The organism is Legionella santicrucis, from assembly GCF_001468135.1.
In the GTDB taxonomy this organism is placed as follows: domain Bacteria; phylum Pseudomonadota; class Gammaproteobacteria; order Legionellales; family Legionellaceae; genus Legionella; species Legionella santicrucis.
Genome location: NZ_LNYU01000085.1, coordinates 348,143 through 374,139, shown reverse-complemented (window position 1 = coordinate 374,139; position 25,997 = coordinate 348,143). Strand labels below are relative to the sequence as shown.

The following is a 25,997-nucleotide window of genomic DNA, read 5'->3' as shown; positions in this document are numbered from 1 at the left end:
AGGTTACATTTCACCTGCTCCTCCATATGGGCTAATCAAATATTAACCCCGTTTCTCTATTGGAGTAAACTTTTGAGGTTCTGGTCCAGTATACTCAGAAGTAGGCCTTATAAGTTTATTATTTGCTCTTTGTTCAAATACGTGTGCAGCCCATCCTGTAATACGAGACATTACAAAAATTGGTGTGAATAAGAAAGTAGGAATACCGCAATAATGATAAGCTGAGGCACTGTAAAAATCCAAGTTGGGGAATAGTTTTTTCTCCTTCCACATCACCTCTTCGACTCGTTCTGAAATATGATACAGCTGAAGATCATTTTTGTCCTCACCTAAACGAAATGACCATTTTTTAATAATATCAGAACGAGGATCACTCGTTGTATATACCCTATGACCAAATCCCATAATGAGGGCTTTGTTGAGTAACATTTTTTTCAATTCAGTTTCTGCTTCATCAGGATTTTTAAATCGCTCTATAAGCGCCATTGCTGCTTCGTTAGCACCTCCGTGCAAAGGACCTCGCAATGTACCTATAGCACTAGTGATTGCTGAATAAAAATCAGCAAGCGTTGCAGCAGTCACACGTGCAGCAAAGGTTGATGCATTAAACTCATGCTCCGCATATAAAATCAAAGATACATTCATCATCTGAGCTTCTATTTTGCTTGGTTTTTTACCATGCAGCAACGAAAGGAAATGTGCTCCTGTTGTTTGTTCCTCACTTAAACCCGATATCTCTTTATTTTGGAAGTGCCACGCATACCAATAGCACATCATTCCTGGAAACAAAGCTAACAGACGATCCGCGATTTGGTGTTCTTGTGAGAACTGCTCTTCTGGCTCAATATTCCCTAAAAAAGAGCATCCTGTTCTTAAGACATCCATTGGATGAGTATTCTTAGGAATCAACTTAAGTACGGTTTTTAAATTTTCAGGCAATGCTCTAAGGCTAACCAATCTTGCAGTATATTCAGTTAGCTCCTTTTGGGTAGGTAATTTTCCATAGAGTAATAAATACGCAACTTCTTCAAAAGTAGCATATTCAGCTAAATCATCAATTGAATAACCTCTATAATTAAGACCTTTCCCTGCTAGCCCAACTGTACAAATTGCTGATTGACCAGCAACAACACCGGCTAAGCCGCCGCTTTTAACGCTCATTATCTTCCTCCATCAATTGGTCTAGTTTTTGTTCATATTGATAATAGCCGAGTACCTCATATAACTCTTCTCGTGTTTGCATCTTATCAAGCATTGATTTTTGCGTTCCATCACTCAAGATAGCGCGATAGGTATTCAAGGCAGCTTGAGACATTGCTCTAAATGCACTCAAAGGGTATAAAATTAAAGAGACGCCCACGTCTTTAAGCTCTTCTCGACTAAATAAAGGAGTTTTGCCAAATTCAGTAATATTTGCCAGAACAGGTACTTGAACTTTTTGCGTGAAAAACTGATATTCATCTAAGCAAGTCATAGCTTCAGGAAATATCATATCAGCCCCTAGCTCGATGCAAAATAGTGCACGCTCAATTGCTGCACTCATTCCCTCAACAGCGTAAGCATCTGTTCTTGCCATAACCACAAAATCGGGATCTTGCCGTGCATCGACAGCTGATTTAATTCTATCGCCCATTTCTTTCATGGATACAATTGCTTTATTAGGTCTATGCCCACATCGTTTTGCAAGAACTTGATCTTCAATATGAATGGCAGCAACTCCTGTCTTTTCCATGAGTTTTACTGTTCGAGCAATATTAAAAGCATGTCCCCATCCAGTATCTACATCTACAAGAAGGGGTAAAGAACAAGCCTCAGTAATTCTACGGGCATCCTCGAGAACTTGTGATAAATTAGTCATACCAAGATCAGGTAAACCATAAGAAGCATTCGCAACCCCTGCTCCAGAAAGATAGATTGCTTTGGCTCCAGCAAATTGAGCAAGCATCGCAGAATAAGCATTCACTGTACCTAATACAGGTAATGGTTTATATTCTTTGATTATTTGTTTGAAATATTTGCCTTTAGAATCGGCCATCAACTGTCACTCCTTGATCTTTAAAGCATAGTATTATGCTCTAATGAGACATTCATCTCAATCGATTTTAACCTTAGCTCGAATTATATTTTTACGTAAAAACCGCGCAGGAGATAAAGCGTATTGTAAACTTCTTGGCAAAAAGCTTAGTTCATTATTAATTAAAGAAGCTAACCACTCTGCACACAAAGGAATAGAAGTAAGCCCTCGTGAACCAAATCCAGCACAAGCATACAATCCAGGATAATAAGGCCCTGCTTGTGGAATCCAACATTTCGCATTTGTTTCTAATCGGGCATAATGCTTAAGAAAATTTTCAGCATCAGCAACTTTTCCAACTAAAGGAAGATAATCAGGTGTCGATGCTCTAACTCCTGACCAGCGGCCTATTACAGTATCAGACCATAAATTATTAGAGGAAAGCTGCTTTAGCTTCGTTAAATTAGTTTGATCGTCCTCATATTTAATTTTAGCTATAGAAGAATTTAATTCATAAGTAGCACCCACTTGATGCATATCATTCCGTGCAGGAAGCACATGCCCTTCAGCACATAGAGGCACTTTTAACTGAGCACTTTGTTGCGTCGAGGAAATTGCTGTCATTTGACCCCGAATAGGTTTTATGGGTAGATACCCCGTTTCTTTAAAAGAATTTACTTTATGTCCATTCGCTAAAATGACCACCTCCGCTTCCAAATTATCAACGATCCAGCACTTATCAAATTTTAAATCCGTTACTGATGTATTTGTTACTAAAGAAACGCCTTTTGTATTCACTAAAAACTGGCATAATGCGGGCGAATTCATCCACCCGGATAAAGGGATAAATAATCCAGAGTTTGATAATGAAAATCCTGCTAACTCAGATGCTTGCTCTTGTCCTATTAACATGCCTAACTCAGGATAATGAAGAAGCCACGTGCGTAAACTCTCTTGTGCCGCTTTTTCTTTTTCATTATATGCAAGCAATAAAGCCCCATTTAATTCACCAAGTTTGGTCTGATTTAAAATAAACTGATATGTACGCACAGCATATAAAAATGCTGTTAACATAAATTGAGTCAGTGGCGCACTATAGGCAGATAACTTAGGAAATAAAACCGCTTGTTGGTTTGCAGATCCTCCGTTACCCACTTCGTTTAATTCATCAATCACTGTTACCTTCCAACCTTTTTTTGCTAGGGAAAAGGCAGTAAAACAACCAGCCAAACCTGCTCCTATAATAACAGCTGATTTATTAAAAAGTTTTTCGGGTTTACCTGTATGCCAAGGCGTATGTCGTTTTGTAGTTATTGGTTCTGGGGGCTGAATAAAACGACCACATATCATATGTCGTTTTGCTCCAAATCCTTTTCTTTTTTCAATCATAAATCCATGATGACGTAAACTTTTTTTTACAAAGCCTGCAGCAGTATAGGTTGCAAAAGTAGTATTCTCTTTCGACAACATAGCAATTGCCTTTATTAAAGAATCAGACCACATACTTTTATTTTTTGCTGGTGCAAAACCATCAAGATACCATGCATCGATATAAGAAGCTCTCAATTCACGTTCGAGCTCCGATTCACCACAAATCAATAATTGTTCATAGCATTCAAATGCATCACCAAGCATTAAAGTCAGACTAACCCTCCCTTCACAAAATGAAAGATGATGATATCCTGGAGTTAAAATAGGATAATTGGCGATAAGCTGCTCTGCTTGTTTTACCAGTTGAGGCCAGAGAGCAAGACTTTTTACCAAGTCATCAAGAGAAAGTGGATGTTTTTCACAAGAGATAAAATGAAGTCGACATGAGGATGGAGCATATTGCTCCCATAAATGCCAACTTAAAAGAAAATTTAAACCAACTCCAAAACCAGTTTCGCCAATGGTAAAAATCCGCTGAGTGTTCTCAGGAAATGATTGCCAACGCTGAATGAGATTGTTGCCATGAACAAACACATAAAGACTTTGTTCCATTCCTCCATCAGAAGAATGATATACATCATTATATTGAATTGAAATAGGCAGAGCCCCGGACCAATCAAGCTCTGCTTTTTTAATAGGTACAAAAAAATTACTCACATACAACTACTCGATTTGTAGTCATTGCTTTAGATTCTTGTAATTCAACGGGCTTTTTTTCTTGAAGTAACTCCCGTAACTTTGGAATTAAAATAAAAAGCACAATTGAAGAACCAATAGCAAATAACCCTAACATTAAAAATACATGGCTGTAACCACTATTCGTTAGTACAGGCGAAACACTATTTTGTCCAGCAATCATCAAGTTTGAACTATAGCTGGATAAAGTTGCTCCAACACCTGAATTTAACATCCACATCCCCATCATTACCCCTTGCAATGATGTAGGAGCTAAATAGCCTATCATAGCATAACCAATTGGTGAAATTAAAAGTTCGCCAATACTCTGTAAAATATAACTAAAAACAATCCAACTTGGGCTAACCAAACCCTCATAATTAGCATAAGCGATTCCTATGGGCAATACAGCAAAGGCAATACCGATAAAAAATAATGCTAAAGCGAACTGAGTGGGAATATTGATTTGCACCCCATTTTTACGCATCTTATGCAGCAATAAACCCAATAATGGACCACCAATAACAATAGCTACTGTATTAATGTTTTGAAACCATTGCGGTGGAATAACCCAACCGGCATACTCTCGCTGCACATTATGATCAATAAAAACAGTAAGCCCCATAGGCGCTATTTGATAGAGCATCCAAAAAATTGTACCGACAATCATCAATACAGCAAAAGCAATCATTTTATCCTTAGCTTCCTTAGTAGGTTGTTGTCTTGCAAGATAGAGTATGACTCCTAACATTACAATACCTGTAATTAATACTAATTTTTTGGCCCAGTCTGCATACTGCAACATTTGTCCTAAAAAGAAAGGAAGTAATAAAATCAGAAAAATGCCCCACAAAATGGATTTTTTTTGGCTATATTTATCTTTTTTTGAGAACAATGTTTCTCTATCTGATAATTGCTGCCAGCAATATAAACAAATAATTAAGGCAACTAAATTACCTAAACTGCTGAGCAAAAAAAGACGTTCATAATTTTGAGTCAGCTGAAATAGACCACTTAAACTAAAACCAACAAAAAAACCGATATTCATCCCAGCATAATTCATAAGAAATGCTGTTTCACGGCGAGTATCTTCGGGAGAAAAACGCTGGGTAAGCATACAGTTCAAACAAGTAACGTTTAAGCCAGAACCTGTTAGAAAAGCAGCCAAACCGTAATACAAGAATGTTAAATCACTAAATGATAACAAAACACAACCTATAATTTGCGCTACCATTCCTGCGCAAAATAGAGCGCGATTAGATAACAAGCGACCACCCCAAAAACCACCGAGTAAATGTAATCCGTAGTTAAAAGCAATAAAAACACCCATGATGCTATTGGCAGTGCTTGCTTGCAATCCAAGCTTCCCCATCATGAACAAAACCAATGTTGAATAAAGTACACTAAAACTTAAAGTAGATACTATCTGAATAAAAAATAAAGGGATAATCCCTTGTGGCATTGCTTTTAGGAACTCCGTTTTATTTGTCATTATTGACGTCATGACTTTCCTTGTTAACTCAAGAACATTTATGAATATGACATGTGGGAAAATTACTGTCTAGTATTTTAAAAATAAATTTTGCAATCTTGTTATCTAGTTAGTTTAGCGCTTAATCCATATCCTCAGATAAGACGAAATAATGTCATCATTGAGCTTAGATGAGAAGACATATCCATGTTTCATATTTTTAATCTCACCTAAGCGATGAACTATATCATTATTGTTTTAGTTGACTTAGCACCTCTTCAGTCGCCATTTGTGTTTTACGGATTTCCTTTTCTCCATGTGCACTCGAAACAAATCCAGCCTCATACATTGAAGGCGCAAAATACACTCCTTTTTTCAACATACCGTGGTAAAACTTTTTAAATAAGACTTCATTTGACGCTGCTACGTCTGCATAATTGGCAATATATGTTTTTTCTGTAAAACAAAAACCAAACATACCACCTAGTGATGCAGTAAAAAATGGAATATTTAATGCCTCTGCAACGGAGGCTAAAGCTCGTGTTAATGCTTGTGTTGTATGACTTAATTCAGCAAAAAAATCTGGCTTTTCAACTTCTGATAACGTTGCAAGACCAGCCGCCATAGCAAGTGGATTACCAGAAAGAGTACCTGCTTGATAGACCGGGCCTTCCGGAGCTAAAAATGACATAATTTCAGCCTTACCGCCTAAAGCTCCTACAGGCATCCCTCCTCCGATTACTTTACCTAAAGTAGTTAAATCAGGAGTTATATTAAATATCCCTTGGGCACCAGTTAGCCCTACTCTAAATCCAGTCATAACTTCATCAAATATTAATAGAGTTTTATACTGATCACATAATTGACGTAAGCCCTTTAAAAATTCAGGTTCGGGTAAAACAAATCCCATATTTCCAGCTACTGGTTCAAGAATTACAGCAGCAATATCTTCTGGAAATTTTTCGAATAATTGGACAACTTGTTCTAGATTATTAAAGTCCGCAGTCAAGGTATGCTCAGTAACACTTTGTGGGATTCCTGGTGTTGAGGGAATGCCTAATGTCAGCAGGCCAGAACCTGCTTTTACCAGCAAACCATCACTATGTCCGTGATAACAACCATTAAATTTAATAAATTTATTTTTCTTAGTGAATCCTCTTGCTAAGCGAATAGCAGTCATTGTTGCCTCAGTCCCTGAGTTCACCATGCGTATTTTTTCAATTGAAGGAATTAAAGAAATAATTTTTTTAGCCAGCTCTACTTCAAGTTCAGTAGGTGCTCCAAAACTCATTCCACTATAAAGCACTTTATTTACTGCCTCAATGACTGCATGATGACAGTGCCCAAGTATTAATGGTCCCCAAGATCCTACGTAGTCAATATAATCACGATCATCAACATCAATAAGATATGCCCCTCTTCCCTGCTTAAAGAAAATAGGTTCTCCTCCTACACCTTTAAAAGCACGAACAGGTGAGTTTACACCTCCGGGAATTAGTGCCTGGGCTTGATGAAACAAATCTATTGAATGTGACATAAAAATCTCCATAAACTTTGCTATGTATAGTACAGCTATTCTGAAAAATTGCAAAATGAACGGATTAGCTTTACATCTAAGCTTACAGTAGATAAATTACACCCTTTTAACTGAGTGTCATTATGCAAGAATATAAAAAATACATTTGTGTCATTTGTGGTTTTATTTATGATGAAGCTGAAGGATGGCCAGAAGATGGCATAGATCCTGGTACACGATGGGATGATGTTCCTGAAAATTGGTTTTGCCCAGATTGTGGTGCTGGTAAAGAAGACTTTGAAATGATTGAAATTGAATAAGAAGATAAAAGTCGTAAAATGCCCATTTTTTTAATCTTATTCAAAAATGGGCTCATTCACGAATTCTTCTGGACAGTGAAGTACTGAATTTATGGTTTAACCACAACCAAAATAACAATACTTATCAATAATAATGTCGGTATTTCATTGTAAATGCGAAAAAAGCGCACGCTTTTTTGATTCTTATCTTGAGCAAATGCTTTGAGGTAATGACCGCATGACAAATGATAAATCCATAAAAGTACGACTAAACTCAACTTAGCATGCATCCATCCTTCTTTTAGGTAATACCAAGGATTATAACTGATAAGCCATAATCCCAATATGGTGGTTAGAAGAGCTGCTGGCCAGATAATCCCATAGTAAAGTCTTCTTTCCATGATTTTAAAGCGATTAAGACTAATCGCATCATGACTATCAGCATGATACACAAACAATCGAGGTAAATAGAATAATCCTGAAAACCAGGCAACCATTGCAATAATATGAAAAGCTTTAATATACAGCATGCTTATTTTCCTGAAGCTATCTTATTTTTTTGACTTGAGTGTTTTAATAAATTCAAAAACTCAACTGCTAAGGAGAATCCCATCGCGAAATATACATATCCTCGAGGCACATGAAAAGAAAAACCATCTGCTACGAGTATCATTCCTATTAAAATTAAATAACTCAGCGCAAGCATTTTAAGCGTCGGATACTTTTGAATAAAAGCACTCACAATTTCACTGGCAAAAATCATAATGAGAATAGCGCATGTAATTGCAACAGCCATTACCCAAAAACGTGACGTTAAACCCACCGCAGTGAGTACACTATCTAAAGAAAATATAATATCCATTATTGCAATTTGTAAGATAACCATGCCAAATGTTGCTTTAAAGGAACGCACATTTTTTTTAGACTCTAATTGCTCTTCTGTAAAGTCATTATGAATCTCATCTGTTGCTTTCCAAATTAAAAATGCGCCACCTAGCAGGAGAAATAAATCACGCAACGAAAAAGAAAATTGATTTATTATGAACAAGGGCTTGGTTAATTTGATCATATGCACTGCAAGAGCAAGTAACATGAGGCGTGTAACCCAAGAAAATGTTAAACCCCAACGCCTTGCTTTTTTTCGCTGATGAACAGGAAGTTTCTCTGATAAAATAGATAAAACAACCAAATTATCAATTCCTAAAACAATTTCTAATATAATTAATACAATCAAACTTGTAATAATACCTAGAAAATCCATTAAATCCCCTGATATCAAAATATTGGTAGGCTTATGATATAATCTTAGCCTAAGATTTATAAAGGTAAATGATTCCCTTTATTTATTTGCTTGGTTATAATAAATATGTTTCGTCAATCTTTGTGAGATACTGAGATCATCAAGTTCATCAAAAAGCTGTTAAAGAGAAACAGGGCTCACGTTGCACCTGTTGATTCTGCTTATATAATACCTAGAAATAAACATAACATATCCAAAACAGATATTAGTAGCAATGCGCTTAAAGTACTCAACCGTTTAATAGGGGCTGGTTTTCAAGCATACATTGTGGGGGGTAGTGTTAGGGATTTATTACTTCATAAAGCGCCAAAAGACTTTGATGTCGCAACCAATGCGACACCGAATCAAGTCAAAAGTCTTTTTAGAAATGGGCGAATTATTGGTCGTCGCTTTAAATTAGTTCATATACTCTTTCATCGTGAAATCATCGAAGTAGCAACCTTTAGAAGCCATGTAGCTATTGATGAAAATCAAGTAACAAATGAGCGTGGGATGTTAGTCCGCGATAATGCCTATGGTTCTCTTGATGAAGATGCCTGGAGACGAGATTTCACCATTAATTCACTTTATTACAATATTAACGATTCATCGATTATTGACTTTACGGGTGGAGTAAAAGACGTAGAAGAAAGACTCATTCGTATGATTGGTGATCCAATTAAGCGTTATCAAGAAGATCCTGTACGAATGCTGCGCGCCATTCGATTCAGTGCCAAATTAAATTTTAAGTTGGCCTCAGAAACAGCTGCCCCCTTTCCTGAAATTAGTCATCTCATTACCCATGTATCCAGCTCTCGTTTATTTGATGAAATGACTAAATTATACCAATGCGGTAATGCGGAAACAGTACAAAGATTACTTATGCAATATGGTTTGTTTGAACATTTATTTCCGCAAACTCATAAACTATTAGGTAGCGCTTATCCAATAAATGCATTATTGGCAATTGCACTTGAAAATACGGATACCCGTATTCGTGAAGAAAAACCAGTTACTCCTGCATTTTTATTTGCGGTTTTTTTATGGTTTCCAATGGTTGAACATTCAAAACAATTGCAAAGTGCAGGTATTGATCCACTTCCCTCTATAGAACAAGCCATGTCTTTTGTTATTTCAGAACAAAACAAAATTATTTCTATTCCTAAGCGTTACAGTCAAATTATTCGAGAAATCTGGTTATTACAATACCGTTTTGCAAAAAGATTAGGTGGTAGAGCATTTAATCTTCTGCAACATCCACGTTTTAGGGCATCTTATGATTTTATGGCCCTACGTTCATTAGCTGGTGATGAGTCCATGGAGTTAGCGCAATGGTGGACAACTTTTCAGGATGTAGATGAAGCAGAACAAACAAAAATGGTTGCTCAAATTACACCTGATTTTTCTAAACGCAAAAAACGACGTCGAAGACCCAAAACAAGTGATGGTCAATGAATATTTGTTACTTAGGTTTGGGCTCGAATCAGAAGAGTCCCGAACGCCAACTTTGTAAAGCAATCCAATCCATTAGAACATTACGGCTAACAGCGGTTACTAAAATTTCATCATTTTACTGGAGTAAAGCCTGGGGCTTAAAAAGCCAACAGAATTTCTGTAACGCAGTCATTGAAATAAACACCCGTTTATCGCCTCTACAATTACTTAGCGCCTGCCAACAAATTGAGGAAAAGCAAGGTCGCGTTCGCAAAAAACGCTGGGGTCCAAGAATAATTGATATTGATATTCTTTATTATGAAAAGCGAGTTATTCAATCAAAAAAGCTTATTATTCCTCATCCATACATCCAACTTAGAGATTTTGTGTTAATCCCCTTAAAAGAAATTAATCCCAAGCTTATATAAAGCTCTAACTTACATGAGTTTTCGATAAGGATTATATAAGGCATTAATTCTTTTCATGCCAATTTTTTCAATTTATGAAATAAATTAAGTAATTATAGTGTAGAATCAACTACAATTTACAATAACAGTTCATTTGTGAGGCTATCATGTATAAAAATATTTTATTTGCTACGGATTTGCTTAAAGAACATAATCATCTCACAGCAAAAGCAATCACTATTGCACAACAATTTAATGCCAAGCTCTTTTTATTACATGTCATTGAGTTACCCGCTAGCTTTCAACTTGCTCAAAGTCTTGGATTTACCGAACTGGCAAATCCTGCTAAAGATGATGCACAGACTGTTTTAGCTTTAATAGGTGAAAATTTTAATATCCCCAGTGAACAACAATTTGTTGAAGTAGGTTCAGTTAAAGAACATATTTTTAATAAAGTAAAAGAACTAAACTGTCAACTCATTATTCTAGGTAGTCATTCTTCTACACTCCACACTTTTTTAGGGAGTACAGCACATGCTACTGTAAATCATGCCCCATGTGATGTACTCACTTTACGGCTATAACGTTAAAGCATAAAGAAATGAGATTGTTATAAAAGAAATTTTTTCTTAGTAATCCTTTAATACACTCCAAAATACAACACTTATTTACTATCGCTTGTGCCTTTTCTAACTTAGAAACGCAATGAAGCGATAGGCTTAATCTAAAAATTTGATCCATTTGTATTAGCACACCAGGTGAACTAAACTTAATTTGATATGATTAAAAAACAAGCAGTTATTGTCTGCTAAGAAGAGCATAAAGTATTTCTCTTCTATTCAGAGAAGCCAAGAAGGCTACTCTATTAAGAGCATTATAGGTAGGACGTGGAACTAAAGTGGTGAAGCATCTTGAATATTCTTGATGCAAGAGATTAGAGGTATTTAAAGATAAAACGAGAACACATTATTGAATCATTGCTGAATCAATTTGCTGAAAACATAAAGAATTTACCTGATGCAACATTACAGGATGTTGAGTCTGGTAAACTGGTAATCAGCTTAACTCCTGCTGTGGGTAATGAAGCAGGTGGTGCTACTACATCAGCAGCAGCAGCAAAAAAAGCAGCAGAGCTTAAGCAAATTTCTGGAGTATCACAAGCTGTTTCTACTTACGTTAAGCAGACAAAACCAATATGATCACTTCTCCTTATTGTGTATTTTCCTTCATTGAACCAGATATGTGAGTATCCACCTGGTTCTTTTTGCAATTTAGTAAATGACTAACATATTGTTTTGTAGAATTCTTTTCGAAATAATATTAGGCAATTGCCCCCTTAGAACAACTCTGTAACTCAACCCGAAATAGCGTGGAAATTTTTTAAGAAATTCAAAGGAATTAATAAATCCTTAATAAATATGATCAATAATTAACTACAATTGACTAAATATTGATACTCTATGACTATTAGTAAACATGAAATCGAGCAATTAGCTCAAATTATTAACGAATCTGTTAATGAAAAAGCAAGACACAACAATAGGATGTCTGAAGAATTAATGAGAGATCTTGGTGACGATCCTGGTTATGAAATACCTGAAGTTGATAAGAAAAAAACTGAAATTTACAGGCATGGATTGTGTTGCGAAGCTTGTGATGCCGTGAAGGATTCTTTAAAAAAGAATGGAGTATCAATTGAATCGGTACATAAAATACGGCCAAATCCTGAGCATTTTTATTTAGCAGATGAAAATTCTGATTTGATTATAGACCCAACATATAAACAATTTTTTTATAGATTGTTGATAGATACGAATACTGGTGAACTCAAAGAAAACGTAACGCAAGAACAGGTGTTGATTATTGATAAAATGTTCTCCGTATTTATCGGTTCTCTCGTAGAGTTGAAATTAAAAATTTCTGAAACTCTAACCAAAATAGAAAAAAACTCAGAAGAAAATGATATTTTAAAAATATGGAATATTCCTGTTGAAAAGAAATTAACGACGGAAGAAAAAAAATTGCGATATGAACAAAATATTCAAGACATCATAGAACATAAAGATTCAATTTTTGAAGAAGTATCCTCAGATATTTTATCTGGTGATAAAAAATTGGCTACACAACTTCGCGCAGAAGAATTAGAAAATGAAGGTTATAGACCAAAATAATTATGGAGCTTATTTTTTATTATTGGATTTAAATTTTATATCTTACACACGTTGACGATAGCCAACATATAAGCGCGCACTTTAATCGCGAGTGCGGCGCCTTATTTTAAAAACTCAAATTAATTTTCTTTTATTGCAATATTATTTTTTCCTTCATTTTAACTAATGTTTTAATCATCACTTTGGTGCAAGAAAGAGGTACACCTAGAGATTGATTCGTTTGTATTAATTAGCTTGGTGAACTAAACTTAATTTGAATAAAGGTCATAAAATGATCAAAATGGATTTTTTTATTATATTGAGATTTGACTCTTAATAGAGAAAGGATTATGGAGGTTTTTTCTCTCTCTATTCGAAGAAACCAGAAGGAATTAACATGTTTTATGATCATTAGATTGATTAGAATTTACTAAAGTTGTTGGTATCTTGAAATTGTATTCTTGATGCAAAGAATTAGAGGTGTCTAAAGATGAAACGAGAACAGATTATTAAATCATTAGTGAATCAATTTGCTGAAAATATAAAAAATTTACCCGATGAAACGTTACAGGACGTTGAGTCTGGTAAATTGGTGATAAGTTTGACTCCCGCTGTTGGTAATGAAGCAGGCGGTGCAATTAAAGCATCAGTTTCAGCTCCAGTAAAGAGCGCAGTTGGGCACGCTACTGGTATACGCGAACCAAGAAAAGTCGCACCTGTAATAGAAAGAACAAAATATAAGTAGATCATAAAATTGTCTCTGAACCCGACGTGTGGGTACTCCACACGGGGTTTTGATATTACCCGAAAAACTCACGCAGTTTATAAAATATAAGAGCCATTGCACCTCGACTAGCCTGGGTTTCTGCGAGAGCATCCAGCATGAGAAAAGCATGGACAGTGGCTTCAAATCGTACTGACAAAACAGGAACTCCTGCTTCAATGAGCTTGTGGGCATAGGCTTCACATTCATCACGAGTTACATCACACTCAGTACTAATAATAAGTGTGGGAGGTAACCCTGATAGTTGTTCAAGAGTAGCCCGAAGTGGCGATGCAGTAGGCTGGTTTCGTACAACAATATCAGGACAATAGAAATTCCAAAGACATTGAATTGCCTCTAAAGAAAGAAAGTAACCATCTGCAAATTCCTGATAAGAGGGCTGATCGAATGATGCACTTGTAACAGGATAGAGAAGAAGCTGAAAACCAATTTTTGGACCCTTGCGCTCTTTTGCTAGAAGAGTTACAGCTGCAGCAATATTCCCTCCTGCACTTTCTCCGGCAATAGCTAGGCGTGAAGCATCAAGGTTAAGTTGACTCCCATTTTCCGCAATCCATTTGATCACCGCATAGACTTCTTCGATCGGAATCGGGTATTGTCCTTCTGGTGCTCTTTGAAATTCTACAAAAATAAGAGCTGCGCCGGTACCATTCGTCAACGCGCTGAGCAAACGTTCATACATTTTATAATCGCCTCGTACCCAACCACCTCCATGTACATAAACCAAAACTGGCAAAACTCCGAGAGTGCCGGGTGGGCGAAGAATACGTATACTCACCTTACCATTTGGACCCACAGGAAGCTCACGTTTTTCAGTATCAACCGGTTCTTTTTTAACAGAAACCAGTGTTTGTAGATGCTCAAAAGCATCCCGAGCCTGTTGGGGTGTAAGTTCATGAAATCTAGGCCCAGGTTGGCTGTTCACCTGGTCTAAGAACTTCTGAACGATAGGATCTATTATAGATTTGGATTTCATCTAATGAACTCAGGTATTGTCCTCCGGATAAACCGGAGGATCGCATTATGAACTTTATTTATTATGTTCATTAACAAATTTCATCAATTCGTCATTGCATTTTTCCCATTCATCATAAAATAAACCATGCCCACTATTTTCAAAACGGATAAGTTTGGAGCCCTTAATACCCTTATGCATTGCTTCACCCAAGCCAAAAGGACAAACTCTATCGGCAGGAGCGTGGAAAATAGCAGTTGGTACTTTAACTTTTTCTAGATTTTTACGTTGATCGGTATCCCTAAGGGCAATGATGCATTCCGCAGTTGCGTAGGGAGATGCTTCCATACCCATATTATGCATCCAACCCGCAAATTTAGGGCTGACAGAATCTTCTTTATGGAAAAAGAGTTTTCCAAAATTTTCCAATAGTTGAGGTCTATCAGAATAACATAAATTAAGTAACTCATTGCATTGATCAATAGTTAAACCATGAGGGTAATCTGAACGCTGAGTCCAAATAGGCGCTGCTGCACCTAAGAGTACCAATCCAGAAACTCGTTCGTTATGATGGCGTACACAATAGTTAATACATATCGCACCGCCCATTGAATGACCTACTAGTGTGACATTGTATAAATTAAGATGACGTAAAACTTTTAAAATATCATCTGCAAAAACATCATAATTGTACTCACCCCAAGGTTTATCCGATTTTCCATAGCCTCTCATATCGATGCCAATACAACGAAAACCATGTTTCGGTATCTGAGTAAATTGATATTCATAGCAGCGATGGTCAAAAGGCCAACCAGAAATAAAGACGATTGGTTTACCCGCACCCCAATCCTGTACAAAAACGCGAGTGCAAGCATCAACTTGTACATATCCCATATGCATCTCCTTGTTTAGCAAAATATTTAATTTTAAATCTTAAATAAACTAACTATTGTTAACTATAGATGTATTTTTTTGAAAATGGGAAAATCTAAGAGTCGATACCTCATTTTTTAGCAGAAAAACTGTTTCAATTTTCAGTTATTTGCAATTATGTTTTTAAATAATCCACTAAAGATTTGCTATCTTTAGATAATTTGTCATACACGTCGCCCCATCGAGCAGGTATCCGTGATACATAAAAGTGCTCCTCATCATCCAGATATTTAGTAGCATCAAAACCGATTTTGTCATTTAAACCGCGCTTGTCGCCAGATGGATCCAGTTTAGAACCTAAACCATGTTTAATAATTACTAGATCGCGAGTGGCTTGGAATCGAGTTGCTATCGCCCATTCTATTTGATTGCTGTCATTAATATTGATGTCTTCATCGACGATGGTTACCATTTTAATATCGTAGTGGCAACCAAAAGCACAAGCAATAACATTTTTTGCTTCACCATATTGTTTTTTAATCATTTTTACAACTAAATGATAACGCCCAAGACCTCCTGCAGTTAAGCGGACATCCAGTATATTAGGAAAATTAAGTTGCATGCGTTCCAAAATAGATGATTCTCGAGGTATTCCACCAATAATTACATTCTCAACACCTGATGGATGATTTACTCGATAAATAGGATTACGCCGATGAGTAATACACGTAATTTGAACATATGGAAGTAAATCTTGTCCTGTATAATATTTGGGAAACTCACCGAATGGACCTTCTAAAACTCGCTTATGAGGAATAATAAAGCCTTCAATAGCTATTTCAGCACCTGCAGGAATATGAACATCATTAGTATAAGATTTTACTACTTCAATAGGCTGTTGTTTAAGCGCACCAGCAAGCGTTAATTCACATATATCGCGGGGTGCGATCGCTTGCGAAGCTAATTCAATAACAGGATCATGACCAATAGTAATGGTAATTGGTAAAGGTTTATCCATTTTCTCGGCAATTTGATAATAAGCAAATAAATCTCGCGGCAGCAATAAAATACTCATTTTATCCGGCCCTTGCACCTGAAGACGATGTATAGAGAGATTTTGCTTACCTGTTTCTAAATTTAAACCATGCACAAGGCCACTAGTGATATAAGGCCCTCCATCGAGTTCATGACAAGTAATGATAGGTAGTAAGGCCTTTAAATCAATCTCTTTTTCATGGATAACTTCATGAACAGGCGCTTTATCTTGTTTAATGACTTGCCAATCTAAAGGTGATTTCAGCGCTCGCTGAAAGGTAGATAATATACTGTCTTCTGGTATATTGAGTAATTCAGCTACCCATTGACGCTGTCCTATTAATCCTCCAACAACAGGTATTTTATGCCCGCCAGGCTTGGGAAAAAAACAGGCATAATTTCCTTCAAAATGTTCAATATAGCGAAGGACTTCATACTCCAATGGAATATTGTCCTGCAAGCAAATGAGTCGATTATTATTATCTAAAAACTCTAACCAGTCACGAAGGTTATTTATTTTTATCATCCTGAATTTTTCCATGCAATTGTTGATGAATTAATAATGCAAGCAATCACTAAAATGATCGGCATTGATATCCTTATCTTTTTGTGTCATGGGATTTTGTGAAACTTCCGTAGTAAAACGAGTATCAATTCCCAAAAAAAGTCCATAGCCAGGTGTGTAGGAGATATCTACGTAAGAAGGATCCGGTACATTAACGTCTTTTGCTTTTAAAAAAGTGACAGGATCTTGAAGTAATTGATTGCGAACAGCTTCGTTTCGATTGGCTTCACTGATAATTGCTGCAATTTTTTCCGTCAATCCTTGCATGGAATCTTGTCCTCAAAAGTCCTAAATAATAGAAAAAGCTTACACAGGAATAAATGTCTTTACAAGTAATAACGCGGAATGAAGATTTTTAGTTTGATGCAATTGCTTGCAATCTCTTGTTACAAGCAATTTATATGAGTTATATTGACTGATAAAGAATTTTGATTTTTTGATATCTTTCGGTAGTCGGATTATTGTTTACAATCCGGTTGTTATCCAATCTAACAGATGGTTTGGGGTATGAGAAAAAAACGCATTATTATCGGAATAACCGGAGCATCTGGACTAATTTATGGTATACGCCTTCTCGAGTTATTGCGATATACAGACTATGAAACACACCTAATTGTCTCTAAAGCTGCTCAACAAACCCGAGTTTATGAATCGGAGCTTTCTGCCACTGATCTCAATAATCTTGCAGATAAACATTATTCAATCAATGATGTTGCAGCATGCATTTCAAGTGGATCTTATTCAACAGCAGGCATGATCGTTGCTCCTTGCTCAATGCGCACTTTGGCTGATATTGCTTGTGGCACTACATCCAATTTATTGACACGAGCAGCTGACGTCATTTTGAAAGAACGCAGGAGATTAATTTTAATGGTTCGTGAAACGCCCCTGCATTTGGGACATATTGAAAACATGAAACGGGTTACAGAAATCGGAGCAATCATTGCTCCTCCCATACCTGCTTTTTACAATAATCCAAAAACAATTGATGATATTGTTAATCATAGTGTAGGGCGCGTTCTTGATTTATTTGATATTGATATCAATATCGTCAAACGTTGGCAGCAAGAAACACAAGAAACATTAATCAATTGATTGCAGGAATTAGGTTTTGTCGTTATTCCACAGAAAAATAGAGCAATTTCCGTTTAGGATTGCTTACGGGTATTTACTGGTTAACCACAATAGAAGTTGAATGCACTGACTCATTTCAATGATTAGTATCTTATAGTAAGTTTATATACTGGCTTTGAAATTGAATATAGGTTAGCTTAATCTTAATAAAAATTTAGTTTAGGAAAAATTATGTATCTCAAACACTTAAAGGATTTAAGGGAGTATATTGACGCTTTAAAAGCTATTAATGAAATACAGGAAATTGATAAAGAAGTTGACTGGAATTTAGAAATAGGTGGAATTATCCGGCGCTCTTATGATTTAAGAGCTCCTGCGCCTTTATTTAATGCAATTAAAGGAATTAAAAAAGGTTTTCGCGTATTTGGAGCCCCTGCTGGCGCAAGTAGACAGGCCAACTTATTTCTAGCCCGAGTAGCCGTTTCATTAGGCCTCCCTCCTACAGCTAATGTTAATGAAATACTTAATGTACTTATTAGTGCTCGTACAGTTAAGCCTGTTAAGCCTACAACTATTAATACAGGCCCTTGTAAAGAAAATATTTTAATAGGTGACGATATTAATTTAGAGCGTTTTCCTGTGCCCTATATTCATGATGGTGATGGTGGTAGATATTTTAATACTTGGGGAACTATTGTCGTTAAATCACCCGATGGGAGCTGGGTGAATTGGGGTATATCGCGTTTTATGTTACTTAACGACAAATGCTTAATCTCAGGCGTGGTACCCGGCCAACACACTGATATGATTTATTCGATGTGGAAGAAAGATAAACAGCCTATGCCATTTGCCCTTTTTCAAGGTGGAGCACCTATTATTCCCTTTATATCCGGCTTAGCAATACCTAAAGGCATCAATGAAGAGGACATTATAGGGGGAATTCTTGGTCGACCATTAGAGCTTGTCAAATGTGAAACTGTAGATTTATATGTTCCCGCTAATGCTGAAATTGTAGTGGAAGGAACAATGTCTTTAGATGAACTAGTACATGAAGGTCCTATGGGAGAATTTTCAGGCAGTTTATGTACTGCGAGTGAAAATATAAAACCGGTCATGCACGTTAGCGCCATTACTTATCGCAATGATCCTATTCTGCCAGTTGTTGCTGCTGGTTATCCAATTGAAGAAAATCATACCTGTTGGTCACTTGGTATGTCGGCCAAAATTTTAGACGATTTACGATCTGCTAATTTTCCTGTAACGAGCTGCTTTATCCCATTTGAAACTGCTGTTCATTGGCTTGTTGTTACGGTAGACAGAAACTATATTTGGGATAAAAAAAATGCCGGTAATTATTCAGTTAATGAATTAATTACCAGATTGAAAGAGGTTTGTTTTAATATTAAACCAGCTATTTTTATTACTAAAATAATCCTGGTTGCAGATGATATTGACCCAAGTGATATTAATCAAGTTTGTTGGGCCTTTGCTACTCGTTGCCGCCCTAAGGATCATCTAATTTCTGAAAATGAATCTTTACCTATGCCGCTAGTTGGCTTCTTAACCGCACAAGAGAAAGCAAGTTTAAGATCAGACAAAATTATCTATAATTGCTTACGCCCTGAAGAGTGGACGCGTCAAGAAATACCCATACCTGCAACTTTCGAAGGAGTTTGGCCCAAAGAGGTGAAAGATAAAATTCTTAGTAATTGGGAAAGTTATGGGTATAAAGTTTAAATTTATTTTCTATATGTTTTGCTACCTATTTAAAAATTTTGTGTAGCAAAACAAGGCTTCGTTGCTTAACTAAAATTGCTAATCCAAAGCAAAAATTGGGGCTTCATCATCAAGTCTTTTGAGTTTTATTCTCAAAATCAGGAAATTGAAATTTGGCAAGCTCTGCAAAATATCCCTCAGTTTGAATTAATTGCTCAAAATTTCCTTCTTGTATAATCCGTCCTTCATGGATCACCAAAATTCGAGATGCACTTTTTAAAGTAGAGAGGCGATGAGCGATAACGATCTGTGTGATTTTTAATTTTGCCAAATACTCTTGAATTTTTGTTTGATTTTGATTATCAAGAGCACTAGTTGCTTCATCAAGAAATAAAACTTTTGGCTTTTTTATCAACGCACGTGCAAGAACAATTCGTTGTTGTTCTCCTCCTGACAAGGATTGCATCCCTTCATTAATAAAAGTATCCATTTCCATAGGTAACGCAGAGATCATTTGTTCCAGACCTAAGTGATAAACAATATTCCACGCATCATTTCTAGTGAGATGTTTGTCATTACCAATAATATTTTCAAGTATTGTTCCCGGTGTAAGCACTGACTTTTGAGTAACAACACCGATTTGTTGGCGTAGATTTGCTAAATTAATCATATCCATATTGATATCGTCATAAAAAATTTGGCCATCTAAAGGCTTTTCCAAGCCTAATAAAATTCGGAACAAAGTTGATTTACCACATCCAGAATTTCCTGTAATCCCAATAACTTCACCAGGATTAATTAATAAATTAATGTTTTTATAAATTAATGGCTGATTGTCCTCATAGCGAAAAGATAAATTCTTGATTTGAATTCTTCCCTCCAGCTTTATATGACTCCCCCCCATTTGCAGTGGTTCGACTTTTGCTTCAAAAATAATCAGTGATTGTTCAAAAAGAGGTACAATAATCAAAATTGAAGAAATAAACGTAGTAAGCGTAAGCAAAGCTGAAAAAAATTGCGAAAACGCTGCATTAAAAGCAATAAAAGTACCAATTTGCATCTGTTTATTAAAATAAAAATAAATACAGAAGAGAATAAGCGTCATAAACAGGAGTAAAGAGCCATGAATAATATGTATGCTAATCCTGATCTTATCTGCTTTGTATCTCGCGATTAAAAGATTTGAGAAATAATCCGACCAAATATTAAATGCTCGGTACTCACTCGCTGAAGCTTTGAATTTCATAATGCCACTAATTACTTGAAACACAAAACCAGATAGCTTGGTCAAATATTCGTAGACTTTACGCTGATGAATAAGCAAGCGATGGCTAATAAAAAGAATTATAGAACTAATTACAAAAACACATAATAAAGCCAAAACTGCAAGCATCAGATTGTAATAACACATTAAAATAAAAGATAAAATAGCAACGATCACACTAAAGAGAGATAAAATTGTTGATTGGGTAAGCATTTCTTGAATGGTTGATACAACCCCTGCACGATAAGCAATATCGCCAGCATTCAGTTGGCGAAAAAAGATTGGTGTCAATTTAAGAAGCCTATCCCAAATCGCTGGTTCAAGCCGCCTTTGTATTTTAAAACGAAGATTTAACATTAGAACCGTTTGATTGATTGATAGTAGGAGGAAAATTAATGTGTTAATAATTAATAAAATTGCTAAAAGTGTTATCTGTCCAGACTCTATAAATTGACTAAAATTGTTAAAAAAATAACTCATTAATATAGGTAAGCTCATCAAAATAAGACTTAATCCTAATTGTAAATACAAAATTGATTGCAATTCGTTTTTTAGAGTACTGAATGAAAATTTAAGAATATCGAAGAGTTTGGTTGCTGTTTTAGGAAGTGGTTTAATCAACGAAAAACCATAGGTGTTTATTTTATTTAATTGATTTGGAGATAAGTTAACAACCTCAGTTGGAGTAGAACATTGATAGCCGCCATTTTTTTTAGGTACTAAGACACATGGAGAATTGTCCATAAATCCAAGAAAAATACCAAGATCGTAAGTCCACCATTTGTCCTCAAGTGTCATTTTGTGTATTCGAATACCTGAGTGAATTGAAATTTTTTCCATTAAATCATCGAGATCATCACCAAGATCTCCACTAGGTATTTTAAGGCTAACATCTATCAACTCAGCTAAATGTAATAAAGCATCAATTAATAATTTTTTATTATCTGAGATAGGATGTGTTTTGGTGTCTTTATGACCCAATACTTGTTGGATTTTCAATAATCCCGGAGCAATATCTTCAAGTTCTGAATCATTCATAATAAGTAATCCCTTTCGATAAACCCCTTATATCGTCCATTGAGCTTCATTAATTGCTCATGATCTCCCCTTTCAATAACTCCTCCATCTTCAATAACAATAATTTCATCACAATATTTTATAGCGCTCAAACGATGAGTAACAATAAGAAAACTGCAATTCATTTTACGCAAATTTTCATAGATTTTTGCTTCACTTAGAGAATCGAGAGCTGAGGTTGCTTCATCAAGAAGAATCAATTCGGGTTTCTTTAACAAAGCCCGTGCTAATTCAATCCTTTGTGCCTGTCCAAGACTTATATTGCTTCCCCCTTCCTGAATGGGATAGTCAAGACCTCCTTTCAATTTAACTAAATCATAAATACAGGCGGCTTCTAGAGCCTCAATGATGGTTTCCTCATCAATACTTCTATCCCACATAGTAAGGTTATCTCGAATAGTCCCTTCAAATAGAAAAACATGTTGGTCAACATAAGAAATAATCTTAAACAATTCTTTGGGAGTATAATTTTTTATGCTTTTTCCTTTGAGATAAATTTGACCTGACCAAGGCTCAAAAAGTCCGCAAATCAAATTGAGGAGCGAAGATTTTCCACCGCCTGAAAGCCCTGTAATCGCAACTGTACCTCCCTTTTTCAAATGGATATTAATTTCTGACAAGATAGGTGCTTCTAGTTTTGAATAACCAAAATATAGATCTTTTATATCAACCAAGTTCTTCGATTTTATATCACTCACCTCCATTGTCCCATCATTTTTTTGTGCCAATAAAACATCATTAACTCGAATTAAATCTGCTTTAAGCTCATTAATTTTCAAAAAATTATCAACAATTTCTATGACTGGGCCAGAAAAAAGAAGCAATAAGGTATAAATTGCAATTAAACCTCCTACAGTCATTGTTCCTTGTATAATAAAATGAAGGCCGAAGATAACCAGAAAAACCAGATTAAAGAAATAAAGAGCGCTAGGGAGTAATGAAATAAGTGCCGTATAAAAATCAATTTTTTGTTCTGAGTCAATTAGTTTAGATTTATAACTTAACCAACGAGAAAAAAAACGATTTTCTCCATTCATAAATTTTAATGTCTCAATCATTTGTACACCACTATATTCAATACCATATATCTTTGCATGATCCTGTGAGTAACGACGCCCAAGATCAATTATTTTTCTCTTAGTAAGAATAATTGCTAAAAAATTTAATATGGTAATGAAAATCGTAATCAGTCCAATGGTTTGATTAATTAATAGAATAAGAGCTGAATAAATTAATATGCTTAAAACGCCAATGATTGACTCAGATAAAAAATCAGTGGTGCTCGCTGCTATTTCATCAAAAATATGCACCCTATTTGCAATATCACCAGTGGCTCTTTGCAGGTAATAGTTCATAGGTAAGTGCAGAAGTTTATTGAAAAATTCGGGGATTCTTTTGATTGAAAATTTTAATTTGTATCGTACTACATAATATTGCTGAATCCCCAGAAGTATTATCGTAATAATTAAGGTAATCGTCATGCCTATAATAAAACCAGGCATCCATTGCTTCTGATGTTTAATAATAATATTATCAACAAAAAATTCGATGAATAAAGCCAAAGAAGCTTGCGGAATTGATAGAAGTGCTGAGACCAGAATGATATAAATAATTTCTGTTGAGTCTCCCTTTAAATGCTCACGCAATAAATCAAGAACCGTTTTTTCTTTTTTGCCCCCAGCTTTAAACTCTTTACTTGGTGTAATACGCAAAATAACACCGGTAAAACCTTTATCAAACTCTTCAATAGAGATAATCCTAGGCCCTGTAGCAGGATCATTAATATATACTTTATTCTTTACAATCCCTTCGATTACCATAAAGTGCTCAAATTTCCAGAAAATGATGAATGGAGTTTGCATATAACGAAGGGTATCTATTTCCTGAATACGTTTACCTTCTGCATTCATGCCTAAATTTCTAGCAGCTTTGATAATATTAATTGCTTTTGAACCATCTCGGGTCACCCCACAAGCTTCTCGCATTTCCTCAGCAGAAATATAAAGACCATAGTAGGAAAGAATGATTGCAAGACAAACGGCCCCACATTCCATGGCATCCATTTGGAGAATAGTAGGTGTTTTAACTCGCTTATGTGGTGTATTTAATAAACCAGGATCAAGATCAAATTTAATCATTTTTATTCATTACCCAGTTTTTTGCCGATTTTAAAATTGGCAAAATTATAGAAAGAGGATGCTCTTTTTTAACGACAATCTCCACCTTCGTAACAGTACCAATTGAGAGCTTTTCTTTGGGGCCAGATGAGGTAGTCCAGCGATAGCCTGTTGGAGTATCCGGCGCATGGTTTAGCTCTATTTTTACTTTAAAAACAGGGCCATTTTGTTCAAATACATCGGCCATTTTTTGGTTTTCTAAAATACTTTCAAGACCTTCGGGACTTATAGGTAACTCGCTCACAAAAGTTACTTTACCAACTATCCCGCCATACTCAAGTACGTTGACATGTTTAGGAAAAACTTTAGATTGCATGCCAATAACAATTTTTTTGCCAACATCCGCATTGAAAAAGGCAATAACCTCCAAATCTTTATTGTGAGTAATGATATTAATGAGCGTTTGCTTTTCAGTTAAGAAATCACCGGGTTTTACATACTCATTCGAAACAATGCCATCTTCTGGGCTCAAAACAGTTTCAGTTAACCTAATGTTTTCCATAAGTTTTTTTAAATTAAACTGTGATTGTGCTAATTTTTCCTGTAAATCACGAATTTTTGTATTCCAAGACTCAATATAGTCATTTTTGTCTTGATTCAATTCGATAAGCGTATTTTCATTTTTAGTAATTTGTTCTTTCGAATCATAGTAAGCAACTTGTATATCCGTTAACTCCAAACGTGATAAAATTCCCTTTTTAAAAGCAGCTTCCTGAATTTTTAATAAAGTTTCAAGACGATTCTTTTTTTCTTGTAAACTGTCATTAATTGTTTGCGCGTGATTAATAGAATCTTGAATTTGTTTTAAACGAATATCGATTTCGGATTTTGCAGTTTTTGTCAACTCAGCCAATTTAATTTTCTGCTGTTCTATATAATTGCTTAACTCTTTAGCTTCGCTATTCATATTAGGATTCACTAGAGTAGCTAATAATTGCCCCTTTTTTACTTTAACTCCTGGGTCAACCCATAGTTGTTTTACATAGCCACCAGAAATAGGTGACATTACATTAATAATTTCCGCATTTTTTGCAAAAATTATCCCCTGTCCCTCAACTAAAGTAGAGATTTGACCAAAAATCAACCATAGCACACCCGCTATGATCAACATAAAAAAAATGATTAAATAAATCCATGACTTTGGTGTAATAATTCGAATGCTTTGCTGGAAATCTTCGCGCTCATAAAATGATTCTACTGCCTGTTTACGATAGAGATCTGACTCTTTCATTTTATTTTCTCATACATAATGCGGATTCTATGAGTCAGAACAGGGAGAAGTTGGAGGCCAATATCTGGATAGGCATGTATTTGAGTGGTAAAATCCCATTCTGAAATAAAAATACACTCTACCTTTTCTAATGCTTTCACAGAGGCAGTAGTCTTTAATTTATCAATTACAGAAATTTCTCCAATAATTTGTCCAGGTTCTAATTGAGTAATTACGAACTCACTCCCATCCTGTAACGTTTTGAAAACTTGAACTGTGCCTTTATAAACGACAAAGATACCAGTCGGATCACTATTTTCAGAGATAATTAATTCATTCGGTTCGAAATGACGAAGTATTGCCAAGTTCACAAGAGGCCATAAGGCGTTTTTACTTAGCATTTTAAATAAATCTAACTCTTTCATGAAATTATATAATTCCAAGTTTTCAGAGATTGGATTATCCATAAGCTTCTCCTTCCGAAGGCATGAAACTAAGTTCATTTACGGCTATCTAAAAAACATATGCCCTACTTTATTTAAGCTCTATAGATTTAATAAATAATAAATTTGTTATCTAATTCAAAGATTA

The 25,997-nt window shown here is 35.5% G+C and carries 24 protein-coding genes; 9 read left to right on the top strand and 15 right to left on the bottom strand.

Going from position 1 to position 25,997, the window contains the following annotated elements; genetic code table 11:
• Positions 1 to 42: 42 nt before the first annotated feature.
• The 5 genes from prpC to hemL form a co-directional block, all read right to left on the bottom strand.
• Positions 43 to 1,161, bottom strand: coding sequence for a bifunctional 2-methylcitrate synthase/citrate synthase (gene prpC, locus Lsan_RS17055; protein ID WP_058515318.1), 1,119 nt, complete (start codon positions 1,159 to 1,161; stop codon positions 43 to 45).
• Entirely contained in the window at positions 1,151 to 2,035 is an 885-nt protein-coding gene (prpB, locus tag Lsan_RS17050; protein ID WP_058515317.1) for a methylisocitrate lyase, read from the bottom strand. Before prpB ends, prpC begins: the two co-directional genes overlap by 11 nt.
• A 57-nt stretch (positions 2,036 to 2,092) precedes the next feature.
• Positions 2,093 to 4,102, bottom strand: coding sequence for a bifunctional tRNA (5-methylaminomethyl-2-thiouridine)(34)-methyltransferase MnmC2/FAD-dependent 5-carboxymethylaminomethyl-2-thiouridine(34) oxidoreductase MnmC1 (mnmC, locus tag Lsan_RS17045; protein WP_058515316.1), 2,010 nt, complete (start codon positions 4,100 to 4,102; stop codon positions 2,093 to 2,095).
• Positions 4,095 to 5,582 (bottom strand): peptide MFS transporter, encoded by a 1,488-nt coding sequence (locus tag Lsan_RS17040; RefSeq protein WP_193392752.1) that lies wholly within the window; start codon positions 5,580 to 5,582, stop codon positions 4,095 to 4,097. Before Lsan_RS17040 ends, mnmC begins: the two co-directional genes overlap by 8 nt.
• A gap of 259 nt (positions 5,583 to 5,841) precedes the next feature.
• On the bottom strand, positions 5,842 to 7,128 hold the full coding sequence (hemL, locus tag Lsan_RS17035) for a glutamate-1-semialdehyde 2,1-aminomutase (RefSeq protein ID WP_058515314.1): 1,287 nt from the start codon (positions 7,126 to 7,128) through the stop codon (positions 5,842 to 5,844).
• A gap of 122 nt (positions 7,129 to 7,250) precedes the next feature.
• Here hemL and Lsan_RS17030 point away from each other — a divergent pair, with 122 nt between their 5' ends.
• Positions 7,251 to 7,427, top strand: coding sequence for a rubredoxin (locus Lsan_RS17030; protein ID WP_058515313.1), 177 nt, complete (start codon positions 7,251 to 7,253; stop codon positions 7,425 to 7,427).
• 89 nt (positions 7,428 to 7,516) lie between these two features.
• Here Lsan_RS17030 and hemJ read toward each other — a convergent pair whose 3' ends face one another.
• Together hemJ and Lsan_RS17020 are read right to left on the bottom strand one after the other, a co-directional pair.
• Positions 7,517 to 7,936 (bottom strand): protoporphyrinogen oxidase HemJ, encoded by a 420-nt coding sequence (gene hemJ / locus Lsan_RS17025; RefSeq protein ID WP_058515312.1) that lies wholly within the window; start codon positions 7,934 to 7,936, stop codon positions 7,517 to 7,519.
• A gap of 2 nt (positions 7,937 to 7,938) precedes the next feature.
• Positions 7,939 to 8,667, bottom strand: a complete 729-nt coding sequence (locus tag Lsan_RS17020) for a TerC family protein (protein ID WP_058515311.1) — start codon at positions 8,665 to 8,667, stop codon at positions 7,939 to 7,941.
• 156 nt (positions 8,668 to 8,823) lie between these two features.
• On the opposite strand from Lsan_RS17020, the gene pcnB reads away from it, so the two are divergent.
• From pcnB to Lsan_RS16990, 6 genes are all read left to right on the top strand, one after another.
• The gene (pcnB, locus tag Lsan_RS17015) at positions 8,824 to 10,140 is read left to right on the top strand and encodes a polynucleotide adenylyltransferase PcnB (protein ID WP_058515310.1); all 1,317 of its coding nucleotides are present in this window, start codon (positions 8,824 to 8,826) and stop codon (positions 10,138 to 10,140) included.
• Positions 10,137 to 10,547, top strand: coding sequence for a 2-amino-4-hydroxy-6-hydroxymethyldihydropteridine diphosphokinase (folK, locus tag Lsan_RS17010; RefSeq protein WP_058515309.1), 411 nt, complete (start codon positions 10,137 to 10,139; stop codon positions 10,545 to 10,547). The genes pcnB and folK overlap by 4 nt, the downstream gene beginning before the upstream one ends.
• A 146-nt stretch (positions 10,548 to 10,693) precedes the next feature.
• A complete protein-coding gene (locus Lsan_RS17005) occupies positions 10,694 to 11,110 on the top strand; it encodes a universal stress protein (RefSeq protein ID WP_058515308.1) in 417 nt (138 codons plus the stop codon).
• Positions 11,111 to 11,503: 393 nt separating this feature from the next.
• Positions 11,504 to 11,725 (top strand): hypothetical protein, encoded by a 222-nt coding sequence (locus Lsan_RS17000; RefSeq protein ID WP_133134225.1) that lies wholly within the window; start codon positions 11,504 to 11,506, stop codon positions 11,723 to 11,725.
• A 261-nt stretch (positions 11,726 to 11,986) separates the two neighbouring features.
• Complete coding sequence (locus Lsan_RS16995) at positions 11,987 to 12,697, top strand: hypothetical protein (protein ID WP_058515306.1); 711 nt, start codon at positions 11,987 to 11,989, stop codon at positions 12,695 to 12,697.
• Between the two features lie 469 nt (positions 12,698 to 13,166).
• Positions 13,167 to 13,421, top strand: coding sequence for a hypothetical protein (locus Lsan_RS16990; protein ID WP_058515305.1), 255 nt, complete (start codon positions 13,167 to 13,169; stop codon positions 13,419 to 13,421).
• Between the two features lie 55 nt (positions 13,422 to 13,476).
• On the opposite strand, the gene Lsan_RS16985 is transcribed toward Lsan_RS16990, so the two are convergent.
• From Lsan_RS16985 to Lsan_RS16970, 4 genes are all read right to left on the bottom strand, one after another.
• Positions 13,477 to 14,436 (bottom strand): alpha/beta hydrolase, encoded by a 960-nt coding sequence (locus tag Lsan_RS16985; RefSeq protein ID WP_058515304.1) that lies wholly within the window; start codon positions 14,434 to 14,436, stop codon positions 13,477 to 13,479.
• Positions 14,437 to 14,490: 54 nt separating this feature from the next.
• Positions 14,491 to 15,309 carry an alpha/beta fold hydrolase gene (locus tag Lsan_RS16980; protein ID WP_058515303.1) on the bottom strand — a complete coding sequence of 273 codons (819 nt, stop codon included), beginning with the start codon at positions 15,307 to 15,309 and terminating at the stop codon, positions 14,491 to 14,493.
• A 154-nt stretch (positions 15,310 to 15,463) separates the two neighbouring features.
• The gene (locus tag Lsan_RS16975) at positions 15,464 to 16,849 is read right to left on the bottom strand and encodes a UbiD family decarboxylase (RefSeq protein ID WP_237762179.1); all 1,386 of its coding nucleotides are present in this window, start codon (positions 16,847 to 16,849) and stop codon (positions 15,464 to 15,466) included.
• A 30-nt stretch (positions 16,850 to 16,879) separates the two neighbouring features.
• Entirely contained in the window at positions 16,880 to 17,155 is a 276-nt protein-coding gene (locus Lsan_RS16970) for a hypothetical protein (RefSeq protein WP_058515302.1), read from the bottom strand.
• Positions 17,156 to 17,395: 240 nt separating this feature from the next.
• Between Lsan_RS16970 and Lsan_RS16965 the strand changes: the two genes are divergently transcribed.
• Together Lsan_RS16965 and Lsan_RS16960 are read left to right on the top strand one after the other, a co-directional pair.
• Entirely contained in the window at positions 17,396 to 17,983 is a 588-nt protein-coding gene (locus Lsan_RS16965; protein WP_058515301.1) for a UbiX family flavin prenyltransferase, read from the top strand.
• Positions 17,984 to 18,193: 210 nt separating this feature from the next.
• On the top strand, positions 18,194 to 19,699 hold the full coding sequence (locus Lsan_RS16960; protein ID WP_058515300.1) for a UbiD family decarboxylase: 1,506 nt from the start codon (positions 18,194 to 18,196) through the stop codon (positions 19,697 to 19,699).
• Positions 19,700 to 19,808: 109 nt separating this feature from the next.
• Here the strand turns inward: Lsan_RS16960 and Lsan_RS16955 are convergent, their stop codons facing one another.
• The 4 genes from Lsan_RS16955 to Lsan_RS16940 are packed head-to-tail and all read right to left on the bottom strand — an operon-like array spanning position 19,809 to position 25,873.
• Positions 19,809 to 21,980, bottom strand: coding sequence for an ATP-binding cassette domain-containing protein (locus Lsan_RS16955; protein WP_058515299.1), 2,172 nt, complete (start codon positions 21,978 to 21,980; stop codon positions 19,809 to 19,811).
• Complete coding sequence (locus Lsan_RS16950) at positions 21,977 to 24,157, bottom strand: cysteine peptidase family C39 domain-containing protein (protein WP_058515298.1); 2,181 nt, start codon at positions 24,155 to 24,157, stop codon at positions 21,977 to 21,979. Before Lsan_RS16950 ends, Lsan_RS16955 begins: the two co-directional genes overlap by 4 nt.
• Complete coding sequence (locus tag Lsan_RS16945; RefSeq protein ID WP_058515297.1) at positions 24,150 to 25,427, bottom strand: NHLP bacteriocin system secretion protein; 1,278 nt, start codon at positions 25,425 to 25,427, stop codon at positions 24,150 to 24,152. The genes Lsan_RS16950 and Lsan_RS16945 overlap by 8 nt, the downstream gene beginning before the upstream one ends.
• A complete protein-coding gene (locus Lsan_RS16940; RefSeq protein WP_058515296.1) occupies positions 25,424 to 25,873 on the bottom strand; it encodes a Crp/Fnr family transcriptional regulator in 450 nt (149 codons plus the stop codon). Before Lsan_RS16940 ends, Lsan_RS16945 begins: the two co-directional genes overlap by 4 nt.
• Positions 25,874 to 25,997 lie beyond the last annotated feature (124 nt).

Excerpts from the sequence above, each read along its gene's own strand:
- Lsan_RS17030 (WP_058515313.1), top strand. The coding sequence starts at position 7,251 with ATGCAAGAATATAAAAAATACATTTGTGTCATTTGTGGTTTTATTTAT.
- Lsan_RS16945 (WP_058515297.1), bottom strand. The coding sequence starts at position 25,427 with ATGAAAGAGTCAGATCTCTATCGTAAACAGGCAGTAGAATCATTTTAT.
- Lsan_RS17020 (WP_058515311.1), bottom strand. The coding sequence starts at position 8,667 with ATGGATTTTCTAGGTATTATTACAAGTTTGATTGTATTAATTATATTA.
- Lsan_RS16960 (WP_058515300.1), top strand. The coding sequence starts at position 18,194 with ATGTATCTCAAACACTTAAAGGATTTAAGGGAGTATATTGACGCTTTA.
- Lsan_RS17040 (WP_193392752.1), bottom strand. The coding sequence starts at position 5,582 with ATGCCACAAGGGATTATCCCTTTATTTTTTATTCAGATAGTATCTACT.
- Lsan_RS16970 (WP_058515302.1), bottom strand. The coding sequence starts at position 17,155 with ATGCAAGGATTGACGGAAAAAATTGCAGCAATTATCAGTGAAGCCAAT.
- hemL (WP_058515314.1), bottom strand. The coding sequence starts at position 7,128 with ATGTCACATTCAATAGATTTGTTTCATCAAGCCCAGGCACTAATTCCC.
- folK (WP_058515309.1), top strand. The coding sequence starts at position 10,137 with ATGAATATTTGTTACTTAGGTTTGGGCTCGAATCAGAAGAGTCCCGAA.
- prpC (WP_058515318.1), bottom strand. The coding sequence starts at position 1,161 with ATGAGCGTTAAAAGCGGCGGCTTAGCCGGTGTTGTTGCTGGTCAATCA.
- prpB (WP_058515317.1), bottom strand. The coding sequence starts at position 2,035 with ATGGCCGATTCTAAAGGCAAATATTTCAAACAAATAATCAAAGAATAT.
- hemJ (WP_058515312.1), bottom strand. The coding sequence starts at position 7,936 with ATGCTGTATATTAAAGCTTTTCATATTATTGCAATGGTTGCCTGGTTT.
- Lsan_RS16990 (WP_058515305.1), top strand. The coding sequence starts at position 13,167 with ATGAAACGAGAACAGATTATTAAATCATTAGTGAATCAATTTGCTGAA.
- Lsan_RS16965 (WP_058515301.1), top strand. The coding sequence starts at position 17,396 with ATGAGAAAAAAACGCATTATTATCGGAATAACCGGAGCATCTGGACTA.
- Lsan_RS16955 (WP_058515299.1), bottom strand. The coding sequence starts at position 21,980 with ATGAATGATTCAGAACTTGAAGATATTGCTCCGGGATTATTGAAAATC.
- Lsan_RS16950 (WP_058515298.1), bottom strand. The coding sequence starts at position 24,157 with ATGATTAAATTTGATCTTGATCCTGGTTTATTAAATACACCACATAAG.
- Lsan_RS16980 (WP_058515303.1), bottom strand. The coding sequence starts at position 15,309 with ATGGGATATGTACAAGTTGATGCTTGCACTCGCGTTTTTGTACAGGAT.
- Lsan_RS16985 (WP_058515304.1), bottom strand. The coding sequence starts at position 14,436 with ATGAAATCCAAATCTATAATAGATCCTATCGTTCAGAAGTTCTTAGAC.
- Lsan_RS16995 (WP_058515306.1), top strand. The coding sequence starts at position 11,987 with ATGACTATTAGTAAACATGAAATCGAGCAATTAGCTCAAATTATTAAC.
- Lsan_RS16940 (WP_058515296.1), bottom strand. The coding sequence starts at position 25,873 with ATGGATAATCCAATCTCTGAAAACTTGGAATTATATAATTTCATGAAA.
- Lsan_RS17005 (WP_058515308.1), top strand. The coding sequence starts at position 10,694 with ATGTATAAAAATATTTTATTTGCTACGGATTTGCTTAAAGAACATAAT.
- Lsan_RS16975 (WP_237762179.1), bottom strand. The coding sequence starts at position 16,849 with ATGATAAAAATAAATAACCTTCGTGACTGGTTAGAGTTTTTAGATAAT.